The following is a 15566-nucleotide window of genomic DNA, read 5'->3' as shown; positions in this document are numbered from 1 at the left end:
ATCAAAAAATTGCATAAGGAGGAATATTTCATGTCATTTAAAGTAGCTTTTATTGGAGCGGGGAGTATTGGCTTTACCAGGGGGCTTTTAACCGACCTGCTCACCGTACCTGAATTTCATGATATCCAGGTGTCCTTCACGGATATCAATCCCGATAACCTACGTATGGTTACACAACTCTGCCAGCGTGACATAGATGAAAATGGACTGGCTATTAAAATTCATGCAACCTTAGACCGCAGAGAGGCCTTTCAGGATGCCAAGTACGTTATTAACTGTGTCAGAATCGGTATGCTGGAGGCTTTCGCAACAGATGTGGAAATCCCATTAAAATATGGTATCGACCAGTGCGTAGGCGATACCCTCTGTATTGGCGGTATCATGTACGGCCAGCGCGGCATTCCTGCCCTGCTTTCCTTCTGTAAGGATATCCGGGAGGTCGCCGCACCCGGCTGTATTTTGCTCAACTACTCCAACCCTAACGCAATGCTGACCTGGGCCTGCAACAAATACGGCAAAGTAAAGACCTACGGCCTGTGTCACGGTGTACAACATGGACATGAGCAGATCGCCAAAGCCCTTGGCAGAGACAAAAAGGATGTGGATATCATCTGTGCCGGCTTAAATCACCAGACCTGGTATATTAGCGTAAAAACAGACGGCGTAGAACGCACAGGCGAACTCTATGAACTGATGAAGAACGCAGAATTTGCAAAAGATGAAAATATCCGCCTGGATGTAATGAAGAATTTCGGTTATTATTCCACAGAATCCAACGGACATCTCTCCGAATATCTGATGTGGTACAGGAAGCGCCCTGAGGATATGGAAAAATGGATTAATTACAGCAATTGGATCCAGGGCGAGACAGCCGGATATTTGCGTGTCTGTAAGGAAAGCCGCAATTGGTTTGAAACTGATTTTCCTAATTGGGTCAAAGAACCTGCCAAAAAATTCTCACCTGAAACACGCTCCAGCGAGCACGGCAGCTACATCATCGAAAGTCTGGAAACCGGACGAACCTACAGAGGCCATTTTAACATAATGAATGAAGGAACCATCACAAACCTGCCCAACGAATGTGTTGTGGAAGTACCCTGTTATGTAGACTATAATGGTATCTCCGTTCCTAAAGTGGGCGATTTGCCTTTAGGATGTGCAGCTATCTGCTCTCAAAGTGTCTGGGTACAGAAGCTGGCCGTGGAAGCAGCGGTACATGCAGATCTTAACCTGCTCTATCAGGCTGCTATGATGGATCCCTTAACAGGCGCTGTGTGTACCCCTGATGAAATCAAACAGATGGTGGATGAAATGCTTGTTGCCGGAAAGCAGTGGCTGCCTCAGTATCAGGACGTGATTGCGGACGCTAAGAAACGCCTGGAAACCAAGTCTGTGCCTTACCGTCCTGTAAAAGGGTTTAGCCTAAAGACTAAGACAATTGAAGAAATGGCACAGGAAAAAGAAAAGTATAGAGCTATGGCTGCGGCTGCGGCAAAAGAAAACGTATAAGGCATCCATTTTTATAGGGAGGGAGTGGTAAACATTCCCTCCTGTTTTTTGTCATTTTCTTAAAATGAATATACAAAACCCTTTGCTTGGTGATATGATAATCTTATCATGATAAGATTATCACTATAAGATTGTTAACCGTCAGAAAATCTGTTCTTTAGAAGAATTTGTATCAGGCTGCAAGGATCATACTATGAAGTCGAAAAGAAGAAAAGAATTATTAAATATATTACCGGCTGTTGCCGCTGTTATAATTGTATACGCACTCTTTACCGTATTAGGCATTGGCTGCCCTGTCAAGTTTGTTACCGGAATCTCCTGTATGGGCTGCGGAATGACCAGAGCCTGGCTGGCCGTTTTACGCCTTGATTTTAAAAGCGCTTTTTACTATCATCCCGCCTTTTGGCTTCCTCCTTTCGTTATAATTTTTTTATTTCTAAAAAATAAAATAAATATAAAGAATTATAAAATTTTTATGTTTACAGCCGCTGCTATCTTTGTTATAATTTACTTCGTTAGACTTATATATTCAAACGGTGACATTGTTGTTTTCCAGCCGGAAAATAATATCCTGTCAAAAATCGTACAAAAATTTATACCTTAAGAGGAGGATGTCATGTTTTGTAAAAAATGTGGAAAAGAGGTTCCTGACAACACAAAATTTTGCCCCCATTGCGGCGAAGATCTTTCTTTGGAAAGCAGAGTGGCAAACGCTGCAAACAATGTATTTCATGCCACCGAAGAGGAATTAAAAAGCTCCATAAATGAAGTACATCAGTCTTTCAGCGGCCAGCAAGTTCCACCTAATGGAGGCTCAAGGCTTAAAGATGACAGAGGATTGGTCTCTTATATTTTGCTTTCCCTGGTCACATGCGGTATCTACAGTTATTATTTTATTTACAAAATGGCTGCTGATGTAAATGTTGCCTGCGAGGGTGATGGAGAAGAAACCGCAGGATTGGTTGCTTTTATTCTCTTATCATTTATTACCTGTGGCATTTATGCATGGATTTGGTACTATAAATTAGGAAACCGCTTATCTGCTAATGCCGGACGCTATGGCCTTACATTTCAGGAAAACGGTACTACCGTATTGTTATGGTTAGTTTTCGGTTCGCTCTTATGCGGAATTGGCTCCTTTGTTGCAATGCATATTTTGATTAAAAATACAAATCAGATCTGTAACGCTTATAACCGGGCTCACAATTTATAAAAATCAAGCGTTTTCAGCTGCACTTAATCAAAATCAAGCGGAGGAATTTCTTAATCATTCAGAAATTTCTCCGCTTTTCTTACAATAAGCCGGCTCGCTAAGCGTGGCAGCGTTTGTTTCACCTCCTTATATTCAATTTTTTATCTGCCGTCCTTCATGGTTCATGTGATACTTATCCCTGTAAATCAACTCTGAAATCGGCACAAAAGTATATCCCTCGTTTTTCAGGGTAGCAATCAGCGTATCTAATGCCTGTGCTGTGTATTTTGCGCCATTGTGGCACAGAATAATGCTTCCGTTTCCCAGATGCTTATGCTGTGTTACTGTCTTAATGATGGAATCCACACCATAATCCTTCCAATCCAGAGAATCCACATCCCATTGAATGGTATAGTATCCGCAATCCCTTGCCACATTCACCACCGCGTTGTCATAATCGCCGTAAGGCGGCCTGAACAAAAACATATCGTATCCGGTAAGTTCCTGTACCTTCGTGTGCACTTTCATTAATTCTTCTTTCTTTTCTTCATCGGACAGCTGGCTCATGTTCTTGTGGTTTTCGCTGTGATTTCCTAAATCATGACCTGCGGCGAGAATAGCTTTCACATCATCCGGATAGCTTTCCACCCATCCGCCCGTCATAAAAAAGGTTACATGAATATCGTGTTTTTTCAGAATTTCAAGAATCTTTGCCGTATCTTCATTTCCCCAGGGGGATGCATGGTTGATGAACCTAAGCGCAGCGCAGGCTCCTATGACCGGCTTAACCACCTATCTGGTTCATCTGAAAAATTATAGATAATCCTGACAACATTTCCCTCATAAACATAAATCATGGAAATCATTTCCACCACTATTTCTCTGTCCAGGCAGTTAAGCTGTTCATATCTAAGCAGTCTTTCTATCCATGCGCTTTGTTTTACCCATCGTCCTTCTCTTGCCTGACTCATAAAGTCAATCTTTAACTTTAAAGCTAAAATCTGATTTTCATATTTTTCTTTATATTTCAGATAATCTTCCCTGGAAATAATTCCATCTGAATAGTCCTCATAAGCCCGCTCTTTTTTCTTTGTGAAACGGTCAATTTCCGACTGGCATTCAGATACGCCGCCAATCAAATGAGGCATATCCTTTCTTTGTTTTTTTTGTTCTTCTTCTATCAGCAATCTAATATTCTTTATGGATTTTATAATGAAATTCAGGTCTTTTAAAATAATCTCCTCCAGCCCCCGCTCTGTGATTTTGTGAATGGTACAAAACTTTTTTCCATAGCGGTTATAGCTTCCACAATTAAAGCAATTGTCCTTTTTGCGGCTGATTTTCACCATGGCACGTCCACAGTCACCGCATTTTAAAAAACCGGCAAACATATGTATCTTACCGTTTAAGCCGGTCTGTCTGGCATTTCCTTTTAGCAGATTTTGTACCTGCTCCCAAGTGTTCTTATCGATTATGGGCTGGTGGGTATTTTCAACCACAATCCATTTTTCTCTTGGGAGGGAAACTGCGCTCTTTTTGCATATTTGCCGAAAGCTCTTATTCTGAACCATATTTCCAATGTATAATTCATTTTGTAAAATTCTGTGAACGGTAGAATAGGTCCAGTAAGAAGTAGTATCAAGCTGATTGCCGTTATGATAATTCAACCCGCATCTCTTTTTGTATTCTGCAGGACATGGGATTCCTTCATCATTCAGCCGCCTGACTATGGCATTTTGTCCCAATCCAGCCAAATACATAGAAAAGATACGCTTTACAATTTCAGCGGCATATTCATCTATCTCCAGTTTATTATGGTCACTTTTTGATTTTTTGTATCCGAATCCGGCAAAAGCGCCGATAAACTGTCCATTACTTTGTTTGGTTCTGAAGGTGGAACGAACTTTTTTGGAGATATCCCTGGGGTAAAATCCATTGAACATATTTTTAACATCAATCATCATATTTTCGCCGGTATCAATATCATAATACTGCTTGTCAATTCCATCATTTACCGCAACAAAACGAACTTTTTTACTGGGAAAATATTCATTGACATACTCTGAGACCTTGGGCATATTCCTGCCAAGCCGGGATAAATCTTTCACAACCACACATTCTACTTTTTTATCTTCTATATCCTGAAGCATCCTTTGAAAGTTTGGACGGGTAAAGCTAGTGCCTGTATAACCGTCATCGATGTACACATCATACAAGCATAAATCATTTTGTTTATTTACAAACTCTGTCAGCAGCAGGCGCTGATTTGCCACACTTAAACTTTCAGCCTTATCGCCGTCTTCTCTGGAGATCCGGATATATAATGCCGTATTCAGCCTTAAGTCAGCTTCCTTTCTCTGCGTCTTACCCGTCACATTCCCCATGGCTGCCAGCTTCACCTTCCTTATGTTCTGATAGCTCCTTTTTTTCACAGGCATCTTGCATATGATGGCGAATGATACGTCTTACCAATTCTTCAACATCATATAGACATTGATACTCTCTGATCACTGTATAATTCTCGTTTGGTTTGGTCATTATAATCCCCCATTCCCATTGACATCCCTCAAATCGAAACGCAAGCACAAATTCACTACACTAAATTCTTTTTACTATATATATGCAAATTGTATCAGACAAAATAACACCGTTGTGAAGTTCATTTTTCCATGCGTGTTAAAAACCTTCCCCGCCGTCTGCACGTTTGTCCGCTGCCCTTTCCATCATATAGCAGTATTCCAATATTCCTCATATTTTTTTGCAAAGGTTTCCTGGTACCCTGTGGTCACAGCCAAAAACCTGCTGTCTATTTCAACCTTGTTTTTTCTCACGGATTGGATATACTTCATGTTTACAATGCAGCTTTTGCTAATTCGCACAAAATTTCCATCCAGCCTTTCCAGCTCCTCTTGAAGCTCGTCCATTTTTCTATAAAAATATGCAGGGTTCTTCCCCAAGCCCCCGGCTATATAAATTATCCTTGCTGCCGAATGAAAATATTTGATTTTTCCTAATTCCACCTTATATTTCTTTCTATTAAATGAATATGTCCATATTTCCTTCCCGCTGATTCTTCTCACTGCAGCCTCCAGGGTATCGGCAAGCTGGCCCTCTAACCTAGGTATGTCTGCCGCATCCTTGGGAATAAACCGGAAGGGTTCTGCCTGCACCATGTCAACATAGTAATCATCATAAGCCGAAATATAAATCATCAGTGATTTGGGATACATTGCCTTTATGGTTTTCCCTATCATCATCCCATTTTTTTCTCCCAGTTTGATATCCATATAAATCAGATCCGGCTTATGCTCACGGCAATATTCCACCAATTCCTGTCCATTGTCAAAGCCTATGACTGACGCATGATAAAAATCAGCGTACTTTTCCAGTAACAGTATCATAAGCTTGAGGAATTCTTTATTGTCATCGCAAACCAAAACTTGATACATTTATACACCCCCTGCATGTCGCAAATCAGGTATGAAGGCTCCAATACTCCGCACATCTTTCGATAAACTTTTCCATATACTTGCCTGTCACATTAAAAACCTTATGATCTATTCCAACCTTCTTTTTTCCCATCACTTTGATGTATTTCATATTTATAATATGCCGTTTGCTAATTCTTACAAAGTTTCCATCTATCCTTTCCAGCTCCTTCTCAAGCTCGTCCAGCCCGCCATAATAATAATCAGGCGCGTCATCCAAATTTCCTACTATATGTATGGTTCTCGCCATTGAATAAAAATATTTTATTCTTCCTAATTCTATATAGTATTTCTTTCTGTCAAAGACAAAACTCCAAATTTCCCTTCCATTTATTCTTCTCATAGCTGCCTCAAGCGTATCCGCTATTTGCTTCTCCAGCTTGGGAATATCGGAAGCATCCTTGGAGATAAACCGAAAGGGTTCCGCCTGCACCATGTCAACATAGTAATCATCATAGGCTGAAACATAGACAATCAGCGTTCTTGGATTCATTGCCTTTATAGCCTTTGCCAGAGACATTCCATTTTCCCTTCCCACTACAATATCCATATAAATAAGATCAAGCTTATTATTCCAACAGTAAGCCAACAAATCATGTCCGCCTTCGCATCCTATCACCATAGCATCATAAGCGCCCGCATATTTTTCCAGCAGCAATACCATCAGCTTAAGAAATTCTTTATTATCATCACAAACTAAAATACGATACATCTTAATCCCCCAGTCAATGCATCACCTGTAAATCGAACTTAGGCTTCTCCGCACCACAATTTATTATACCGTAGCTCCATGGTTCCACATTAGGTGTATTAAGTAATATTGCAACAGTTCAGCTTTCCGTGAAACGATTGTCTTTCACATACCTGAATCATGTTCTCACGGAATGCGCATTCCTGACCTGTGAAAAGTAACGAATAGTTACTTTTACACGATACTATTTCGTGCATTGTATTGACATATTACGAATTATGTGTTATTGTTTCTCATATAGAAAGGAGTAACTTATGGCAAACTTAAACATTCGTGTAGATGACACCTTAAAACAGCAGGCGGAATTAATTTTTTCCGATCTTGGCATCACCCTTTCAGCCGCCACTACTATGTTCTTAAAGCAGGTCGTGCGCTATAATGGTATTCCCTTCGAACTTCGTGCCGACCCTTTTTATTCCGCCGAAAACCAAGCCCGCCTTTCAATTGCCAAAGAACGCATGGAACGCATCGGCGGCACTGTTCATGAATTGATTGAGGTGGAAGATGATTAAATCATGGGATGATTTTGCCTGGGAAGATTATCTGTATTGGCAAAAACAGGATAAAAAAACATTAAAGCGCATCAACCAGCTATTGCAGGATATCGACCGCAACGGATATTCCGGCATCGGCAAGCCTGAGCCTTTAAAAGGCAACCTGCAGGGCTATTGGAGCCGCCGGATAGATGATGTTAATCGCCTCGTCTATCGGATTGTTGACAATCGAATTGAAATCTTACAATGCCGCTCCCACTATAGCAGCAGGTAAACGCCTATACGGTAACGTTTCTTAAATTTAAGCCAGACTATCATTATATGTGTTCCAGTTCCGTAGTGCTATGGGTATATAATACTTGAAATAATTCCGTCAAATCAATAATACCAAAAATGGTACGTCTGTTAAAAAACCCTGTTTTTTCCAGTATTTTTATTCATATTGACGGCTTTCATGTAAAAAAAATGCAGTTTGATGTAAAATATTTTATTTGCGGTCACAAAAATTTTGTTACTAATTTTCATGAAATTTTTACACAAAACGGGGCTGATAAATTGTGATTTTATCTCACAAATTTATCAGCCCCGTTTATGTTTCTTACTCCACGTTTTATGGCATCTTAGAACCTTTTTTTACACTATTATCCGCCAATATTTCCGGCTTATATTTCATACTGTCCGCCTCTGTAATTTCTCTGATTACCCTGCACGGAACCCCCGCAGCAAAGCAGCCTGCCGGAATGTCACGCGTCACAACGCTGCCCGCGCCGATTACGCAGTTATCGCCAATCGTCACACCGGGACAGACCGTCACCGAAGCGCCGAACCAGCAGTCGCTGCCAATATGTACAGGCTTTGCATAGCAAAGGCGTTTTTCCTTTCCCTCTGGTGTCAGTATTGCCTTCCGTTCATCCGCACGCATAGGATGAATCGGCGTTACAATTGTCACATTTGGCCCAAAATTACAATTATCTCCAATGATAACCTCAGCGTCATCTTGAATTGTTAAATTAAAATTTGCAAAAAAGTTTTTGCCGATTTTGGTATGCTTTCCGTAATGAAATGCAATGGGGCCCTGTATAAAGCCTCCTTCGCCAAATTCGCCAATCAGCTCCGAAAGAATTGCCGCCCGTTTTTCCGTTTCATCTTCATATGTCTTATTGTAATCCACATTTAAATTATGTGTTTTCAGCTTAATTGCCTTTAATTCGGGCGCCACAGGACAGAACAAAACTCCGGCTTTTATTTTTTCTTCTTCCCCCATAACCGCATGCTCCTATTCTATACATTTCATATTTTTTGATATTGCACTGCAAAAATAAAACCCTAAAAGATTGAAGAATGCCTGTCTTTCAAGGCATTCTCCATATACAAAAGTATGAAAAAGGGTTGTCTGCTACATCAATATCAATTTCCGGATAAAGTCAATGGTATAATCCACGCCCTTATCTCCCAGCTCGCCCTTCCAGTTTGCAGAGTGAGGCTCAATGCTTAAGCCTTCCTGATAGCCTTTCGCATATAAAATGGCTAAAAACGCGCCCCAGTTGGTCATATCCATCCCTGCCGGCGGGTCGTCAAAACGTTTTCCGTCAATCGTAAGCGCTCCTTTGATATGAACATGGATAAAGCGCTGGCCCCAGTCTCTTGCCTCCTGCAGATAGTCGCCGCCTGCATAAATGCAGTGGGAGGTATCGTACTTAATATACAAATCCTTCAAGTATCCATGAATCACTGTAAACGCCATAGGATCGCAGACAAAATTGTTCCATCTGCAATTGTAGGTAGCAATCCTGACACCTTTTTCTTTTCCATATGCAATCAGCTTTTCAAAATAGGCAATTGCCAGTCCACAATTTTCATAATAGGAAAGCTCATCCACATAGTTACAGCCTGTAATATAAATATTGCAGCCCAGCTTCTGCGCCGCATCAATCAACCGACATTCCAAAGAAAGCTCATCCTCACAAATACCATCTTTACAGATGCGTCCGCTTCCCCAGCGGCCAATTGCCCGGATGGGCAGTTCATATTTTTCACTGTATGCTTTGACTTCGTCCACATGGGCCAAAAACTCCTCCGCACGGTCATTTACGTCCAGCTCCACAAAGGAAAGGCCCTTTTCCTTTACTTTAATAAAATCTTCTTCCTTGATCCAGGAAATAATTCCAAGTGTCATCACAGTCCTCCATTTTAACTGACAGCCCACAAATTTAAGCGTCAGGCATAAAGCCGCAGCCTGAAAATCTTTGATTTTGCAACCTGTTCTTTATGCCTGTCAGCGATTCATGTTATTCGAAGTAAATCGTCTTTCCTGTCTTTGCAGATTCATAGATTGCTTCCAGAATCTGTGTCACCACCATAGCCTGCTCCGGCAATACGGTCAACGGTTTTCCATCCACGATTGCCTCATAAAATACTTTCTGTTCTTCATCCTCAGGTCTTTCTGCATCGCCATCATAAAATGCAACCCCAGCCGCATCTAACGCCGGTTTCTCCACACACTGTCTGCCATACTGCACCCGATTGATGCGCAGACCATCCTTCATGTCTGCTCCTGCCTTTGTTCCGCACAGAGTTGTTTTCGCCTCGTCCACTTCCAGGCTGTTAAGCGCCCAGGCTGCTTCCAAGTGAATAGTTGCGCCATTCTTCATCTTGATAAAGCCAAAGGCGGAATCCTCCACCGTAAAGATTTCCGGATCCCAGTCTCCCCAGGCATTTCCGGTATCCTTCTGGTCAGCCAGCTTGCGGAATACGGAACCGGTTACAGATGCCGGTTCATAATTGTCCATCATCCACAATGTCAAATCTAATGCATGGGTACCGATGTCAATCAGCGGACCGCCGCCCTGTTTTTCTTCATCCAGAAAAACGCCCCAGGTAGGAACTGCCCTTCTACGGATTGCATGAGCCTTTGCGTAATAAACCTCACCCAAATCGCCGTTTACACATGCTTTCTTAAGGTATTGGGAATCTCCCCTGTAACGGTTCTGGTACCCGATGGTCAAAATCTTTCCGGTCTCCTTTGCGGTCTTAACCATTTCCTGTGCCTCTGCAAAGGTCTTTGCCATGGGCTTTTCACACATAACATTCTTACCTGCCTTCATTGCCGCAATCGCAATAGGCGCATGCGAGCTATTGGGAGTCAGCACATATACCGCATCTAGTTCTTCTTTGATCAATTCCTGATAGTCCGTATAAACACGTGCATCCTCTGTGCCATACTCTTTCTTCGCTTTCTCGGCCCGCTCCTCTATCAAATCACAAAAAGCCACAATCTTAAAGTGACCGGTTCTTTTCATAGCAGGTAAATGCTTACCGTTGGCAATACCGCCACAACCTACAACACCAACATTTAATACTTTCATGATATCATCCTCCTTCAACCGTCTTCCGCGTTCTCTTTCTTACAACCGCCGCCTTAGTGTAACTTCATTTCGTTTTTACACACTTCAGGCTCTTTTCCATATTTTCCATGGGCGTTCCGAATGTATGGCTGTCCTGTTCAATTACCAGCCAATTTGCGCCGCTTTCCACAGCAGCCGGCACAACCGCATCCGCCGAAACCTCACCGTCTCCCACTGCCACCAGCACCACTTCTCCATCCTTACGGATAAAATCTTTCACGTGTACAAGGGGGCAACGTCCCTTGTATTTCTTCAGATATGTAACCGGGTCAGCGCCGCCTACCTTTACCCAGCACAAGTCAAGCTCTGTCTGCAGCACATCCGCCGGAATCGTTTCATAGAGGATATCTAATTGATAGTCTCCCTGTTCCGTCTTTTCAAATTCAAAATTATGATTATGGTAAAGAAGCACCATCCCGGCCTCCCGGCATTTTTCAGATATCCTTACCATCATATCAAGCGTATCCTGATACCTGCTGCCGCCATACCATCTTTCTTTGTCCAGATAAGGAATTGCCACATACTTACAGCCAATCTCCTTATAAGTCTCCACAGTTTTGTCCAAATCCTGCTCAAACTCGACCATTGGTACATGGGCGCTGATTGCCTGCAGTCCGGCCTTCTCTAAACTGGAACGGATTTCCTTTGCAGACTTTCCATAAAGTCCCGCAAGCTCTACACCGTCATACCCCATATCTGCAAGCTGCTGCATGGTCTTATCAAAATCCGCAGCCGCCTCCTCACGCACAGAATACATCTGCGCCGCAACCGGTAAATTCATACCAAACCTCCATTCCTGCCAGTACCTCTATATTTTAGGCGCCGGCACAAATTTTCCTCTGACAATTTATTTTTCCCATGTTTCCCTTTTCCGGCAGCAATCTGCCATACCGGAACCAATCCACAAAAATCACACTTTACTTTTCAAAATATATCACCTGCTGTTTTTGGGCAGACTCAAAAATGGCTTCCATCAATCTCATGACCCGCGCCACTTCTTCCAGCTTGATCAAACTTTCCTCCCGTCCTTCCAGCACGGCCATTACGTTTCGGTAAAAATCACAGATATCGCTTTTCTCCTCCGGGCGTTCCTCCGTAAAAATGCTGTCCTCACGCCGAGGCGCCATAGTCTTTGTCAGGCCGGCCGCCGTCCGCACCGGGACCACATCCTCCTCGTCCGCACCGCAGGCACGCACAATCTTCAGATTCTCTCCCCAGTCTTCAATCATTGCCGTGCCGTCTGTTCCCAACACATACCAACGGGGAAGGCTGATAAAATTACTTGTTCCTACTTCCACGATCATGTGGATTCCGTTTGCAAATCCCAAATCCGCCGTAAATCCGTCATCCACCAGCTGATTGGTCACATTTGTCAAGGTTGCATACACTCTCTTAAGCTTGACCCCCGGAAAAAACATAAGCGCCTGATCTAAAAGATGAACCCCCCAGTCAAGCACCATACCGCCTCCGTGCTCCGCCTCCTGCCGCCAGTCTCCCGGTATGCCCCGGGAGCCGTGCACTCTGGATTCCAGCCTGAACACCTCGCCTAAGGTTCCTTCCTCCATAAGCCTTTTCACAGTGAGAAAATCCTCATCCCAGCGGCGGTTTTGATGTACGGTCAAAAACCGCCCATACTGTTTGGATGCGTTAATCATTTCCTGCAAATCCGCCGAACAAAGTGTAACAGGCTTTTCGCTTATCACATTTTTTCCGGCCTTCATAGCCTCTATTGCAATACTTTTATGTACATCGTTAGGAGTTGCCACCAGCACCAAATCCACTTGTTCATCCGCTAAAAGCGCCTCCTGGCTTTCATACACGTGAATCTGCCGGGAACGGGCATATTCACGCCGCTGCTCTTTTATGTCCCAGATGCCGGCCACAGATAAATTGTCCAGCTTTTCAATTAAGTCATAATGCCAGCCTGCCATACCACCGAAGCCGACCATTGCTAAAGTATGCTTTTTCATGCCCAGTACATGCTTCCTCTCTCTTCAAAAATCAATACGTTTTTCAGACATTCAATGGCCTTAAGAAGTCCTTCTCTGCCGGACATCAGACTGTCCTCATGCTCAATGCTGATAGCATAGTCATAACCTGCCAGACGCAGCTCAGAAGCAATTGCTTTCCAAAATTCTTCCCCATGTCCGTATCCCACGGAACGGAAAATCCAGGATCTCTCAATCTCATTGCCATAGTGCATTGTATCTAAAACACCGTTTACTGCCACATTAACGGGATCTATCTTTGTATCCTTTGCATGGAAGTGGAACAGAGCGCCTGCTTTTCCAAGCTCTCTGATGCACACACAAGGATCCATTCCCTGCCAGATCAAATGGCTAGGATCAAAGTTTGCGCCAATTTCCGGCCCTACTGCCTCGCGCAGGCGCAGCAATGTTCTTGTGTTATAAACGCAAAATCCCGGATGCAGCTCCAATGCAATTTTATGTATGCCGTGCTCTTTTGCAAAAGCTACTTTCTTTTTCCAGTAAGGAATCAAAACCTCATTCCACTGATATTCCAAAATTTCGGAAAAGTCCTCCGGCCAAGGGCATGTAACCCAGTTAGGCGTCTTATCTGCAGCGCTTCCGCCGGGACAGCCGGAAAATGTATTCACTACGGGAACACCCAGTTTTTCCGCCAATAAAATCGCGTTGGTCAAATCATCGTCAAATTTCTTAGCAATTTCCGCATCCGGATGTACCATATTTCCGTGACTGCTTAATGCACTGATTTCCAGATTGTGCCTGTGGATCGTGTCCAAAAATTCCTTCTGTTTTTTCTCATCCGCCAAAAGCTCTGCCGCATCACAATGAGCCTTTCCCGGGAAACCGCCGCATCCGATTTCCACCATCTGTACACCGTTTGCTTCTAAAAAGCCGCACGCTTCATCCAATGCCATGTCGCCAAGCACTACCGTAAAAGTTCCTAATTTCATCTCTTTACCCTCCTGTTAATTGTAACTTTTTACCGAAAAGCTTCGTTAGCGCCCATGCAAAAATGTATATTTCTGCATATCGGAAATTGCATTTATTATACAAAAAGACTGCAGAAAAAAGATAGCTTTCTTCTGCTGTAAACTCATACGATTCTGCTATTTTGTTCTGCTTTATTACAATAAGCTGGAGCGCGAAGCGTTACAGCTTTTTTCACATACGGTCAGTTCGCAAAGCATGCTGACCGTCCTTTTCACACTTTTTTTCTTGCTTCAAGAGGGGTGCAGCCAAAATATTTACGGAACATACGCCCAAAATGATTATAATCTAAAAAACCCACCGTCTCCGCCGCCTGTGTGGCCGTAAAATCCCCTTTCTTTAAAAGCTTCATCGCCTTATTCAGCCGAATCTCATTGATATACTGTAAGGGGGAAGCCCCTGCGCTTTCCTTAAAAATATGACAAAAGCGCCCCTCGCTTAAATGTACCATCTCCGCCAGCTCCCGGTTGGTTATCGGCTCCGCATAATGGTTTTCAATATATTGATAGACTGTATTGAGCCGCTCTAACTTTTTGCGCCTTTTTAAAAGATCCTCCTCCGAGAGCATTTCCACCGCATCGTTACGTGCTAAGTAAGTGACAAGCTTTAAAAGCTCTCCTTTGCAGACCAGCTGGTAGCCAATTTCCTTCCTCTTATACTCCTCATGTATGCGCAGCATGATTCTGGAAATCTCGTCATCGCCGGAAATCAGCGGCCTGAAAATAATATTCTTGTCCGCAAATTCCTGTGAAAAATCTTCCATATCAAAAATGACCACCATGACCTCCATTTCACCGCCCCTGCAATATCCCTCATGCAGCACATTGCTATTGACAATCACAAGGGCTCCCTTATCAGCCACCGTCTCCTCCTGCTCTAGCCTGATCACTGTCTTTCCGCGCACTACATAATGAAGCTCAATCTGTTCATGCCAATGTGCGCTAAAATATTTTCCCTTACTCTGACATTTATTCACAATCAATTGGATGGGAAATTCCTTATCCTTCAATATCTTCTTTTCATAAAGCTCCAGCTTCCGTTCCATGCTAATAGCCGCTCCCTTCTTGACCTGCAAATATGTTGAATGAAAAATCGGAGATTTTTCATTCTATCCTTCCATGCTTCCAACAGCCCTCAAATTTGGGCGCAAGCACAAATTTGTTGAATGAAAAATCCCTGATTTTTCAATCTATCCTCCATGCTTCCAACAGCCCTCAAATTTGGGCGCAAGCACAAATTTGTTGAATGAAAAATCTCTGATTTTTCAATCTATTCTTCCATCAACCGCTCATTCCCCCAGGCCGCGTCAAAGCTTAGGGCAATTTTCTTTTCATCCCTCTCCACACAGTAAATCGGCAGCTCCCGTCCATCCACACTGCTGCTCACCGTCATGCTTTCTCCCGCAACTACAAGTACACCCCGCAGCACTGCAAAAGCTGCCAGTAAAAAAGCACCGTATTTCATACCGAGCAGCACTCTCTGCCTTGCATACTCCTCTTTGCTTTGCCCCTCCTGCCTTCCGGGAAAAATTCTAACCATCCGCTTTACCTTTTCTATGTACTTTTTCATAAAATCCTCCCTTCATCAATATCTTAATCAATATCTGTCATAAATTTTGTTACAGTTTATGACAAGGAAGTTTGGACATATGTCAGTCTTGTTTTGATTTCAGAAGATTTATTCCTCCCTATATTGTCAAGTGATTTTCCTTAAAAAATCAAGGAATTTATAGTTACATATCTCAGATGAATGA

18 protein-coding genes are annotated in these 15566 nt (G+C 42.9%); 5 read left to right on the top strand and 13 right to left on the bottom strand.

Translation table 11 applies throughout. The annotated features are described in order from the left end of the window. Positions 1–30 precede the first annotated feature (30 nt). From melA to D5281_RS13635, 3 genes are all read left to right on the top strand, one after another. Positions 31–1509, top strand: coding sequence for an alpha-glucosidase/alpha-galactosidase (melA, locus tag D5281_RS13645; protein ID WP_160560702.1), 1479 nt, complete (start codon positions 31–33; stop codon positions 1507–1509). Positions 1510–1702: 193 nt separating this feature from the next. Next, positions 1703–2113 (top strand): DUF2752 domain-containing protein, encoded by a 411-nt coding sequence (locus D5281_RS13640; RefSeq protein ID WP_160560701.1) that lies wholly within the window; start codon positions 1703–1705, stop codon positions 2111–2113. A gap of 12 nt (positions 2114–2125) precedes the next feature. After that, positions 2126–2722, top strand: coding sequence for a DUF4234 domain-containing protein (locus D5281_RS13635; RefSeq protein ID WP_160560700.1), 597 nt, complete (start codon positions 2126–2128; stop codon positions 2720–2722). Positions 2723–2854: 132 nt separating this feature from the next. Here D5281_RS13635 and D5281_RS13630 read toward each other — a convergent pair whose 3' ends face one another. The 5 genes from D5281_RS13630 to D5281_RS13610 all read right to left on the bottom strand — a co-directional run bounded on the left by D5281_RS13630 (position 2855) and on the right by D5281_RS13610 (position 6901). Continuing rightward, positions 2855–3493, bottom strand: coding sequence for a polysaccharide deacetylase family protein (locus D5281_RS13630; RefSeq protein WP_330585028.1), 639 nt, complete (start codon positions 3491–3493; stop codon positions 2855–2857). Then, entirely contained in the window at positions 3475–5133 is a 1659-nt protein-coding gene (locus D5281_RS13625) for a recombinase family protein (RefSeq protein ID WP_330585027.1), read from the bottom strand. The genes D5281_RS13630 and D5281_RS13625 overlap by 19 nt, the downstream gene beginning before the upstream one ends. Continuing rightward, positions 5066–5239 (bottom strand): hypothetical protein, encoded by a 174-nt coding sequence (locus tag D5281_RS13620; protein WP_160560699.1) that lies wholly within the window; start codon positions 5237–5239, stop codon positions 5066–5068. Before D5281_RS13620 ends, D5281_RS13625 begins: the two co-directional genes overlap by 68 nt. 185 nt (positions 5240–5424) lie before the next feature. After that, on the bottom strand, positions 5425–6150 hold the full coding sequence (locus tag D5281_RS13615; RefSeq protein ID WP_160560698.1) for a LytR/AlgR family response regulator transcription factor: 726 nt from the start codon (positions 6148–6150) through the stop codon (positions 5425–5427). Positions 6151–6175: 25 nt separating this feature from the next. Further along, positions 6176–6901, bottom strand: coding sequence for a LytR/AlgR family response regulator transcription factor (locus D5281_RS13610; protein WP_160560697.1), 726 nt, complete (start codon positions 6899–6901; stop codon positions 6176–6178). 293 nt (positions 6902–7194) lie between these two features. On the opposite strand from D5281_RS13610, the gene D5281_RS13605 reads away from it, so the two are divergent. Both D5281_RS13605 and D5281_RS13600 read left to right on the top strand, forming a co-directional pair. Then, positions 7195–7452, top strand: coding sequence for a type II toxin-antitoxin system RelB/DinJ family antitoxin (locus D5281_RS13605; RefSeq protein ID WP_160560696.1), 258 nt, complete (start codon positions 7195–7197; stop codon positions 7450–7452). Beyond that, the gene (locus tag D5281_RS13600) at positions 7445–7708 is read left to right on the top strand and encodes a Txe/YoeB family addiction module toxin (RefSeq protein ID WP_160560695.1); all 264 of its coding nucleotides are present in this window, start codon (positions 7445–7447) and stop codon (positions 7706–7708) included. The genes D5281_RS13605 and D5281_RS13600 overlap by 8 nt, the downstream gene beginning before the upstream one ends. A gap of 336 nt (positions 7709–8044) precedes the next feature. Here the strand turns inward: D5281_RS13600 and D5281_RS13595 are convergent, their stop codons facing one another. The 8 genes from D5281_RS13595 to D5281_RS25750 all read right to left on the bottom strand — a co-directional run bounded on the left by D5281_RS13595 (position 8045) and on the right by D5281_RS25750 (position 15382). After that, entirely contained in the window at positions 8045–8698 is a 654-nt protein-coding gene (locus D5281_RS13595) for a sugar O-acetyltransferase (RefSeq protein WP_160560694.1), read from the bottom strand. Between the two features lie 132 nt (positions 8699–8830). Continuing rightward, complete coding sequence (locus D5281_RS13590; protein WP_160560693.1) at positions 8831–9610, bottom strand: sugar phosphate isomerase/epimerase family protein; 780 nt, start codon at positions 9608–9610, stop codon at positions 8831–8833. Between the two features lie 112 nt (positions 9611–9722). Continuing rightward, positions 9723–10799 carry a Gfo/Idh/MocA family protein gene (locus D5281_RS13585; protein WP_160560692.1) on the bottom strand — a complete coding sequence of 359 codons (1077 nt, stop codon included), beginning with the start codon at positions 10797–10799 and terminating at the stop codon, positions 9723–9725. 64 nt (positions 10800–10863) lie between these two features. Next, positions 10864–11619: a sugar phosphate isomerase/epimerase family protein gene (locus tag D5281_RS13580; protein WP_160560691.1), complete on the bottom strand. Its 756-nt coding sequence runs from the start codon at positions 11617–11619 to the stop codon at positions 10864–10866. 136 nt (positions 11620–11755) lie between these two features. Then, positions 11756–12808, bottom strand: coding sequence for a Gfo/Idh/MocA family protein (locus D5281_RS13575; protein ID WP_160560690.1), 1053 nt, complete (start codon positions 12806–12808; stop codon positions 11756–11758). Further along, on the bottom strand, positions 12805–13776 hold the full coding sequence (locus tag D5281_RS13570) for a sugar phosphate isomerase/epimerase family protein (RefSeq protein ID WP_160560689.1): 972 nt from the start codon (positions 13774–13776) through the stop codon (positions 12805–12807). The genes D5281_RS13575 and D5281_RS13570 overlap by 4 nt, the downstream gene beginning before the upstream one ends. 251 nt (positions 13777–14027) lie before the next feature. Further along, complete coding sequence (locus D5281_RS13565; RefSeq protein WP_160560688.1) at positions 14028–14858, bottom strand: AraC family transcriptional regulator; 831 nt, start codon at positions 14856–14858, stop codon at positions 14028–14030. Positions 14859–15082: 224 nt separating this feature from the next. Beyond that, a complete protein-coding gene (locus tag D5281_RS25750) occupies positions 15083–15382 on the bottom strand; it encodes a hypothetical protein (protein WP_277935364.1) in 300 nt (99 codons plus the stop codon). Positions 15383–15566: the final 184 nt, after the last annotated feature.

Source organism: Parablautia muri, assembly GCF_009917485.1.
Classification (GTDB): domain Bacteria; phylum Bacillota; class Clostridia; order Lachnospirales; family Lachnospiraceae; genus Suilimivivens; species Suilimivivens muri.
Note: the sequence above shows the minus strand (reverse complement) of the source record. Positions and strands in the feature narration are given on the sequence as shown.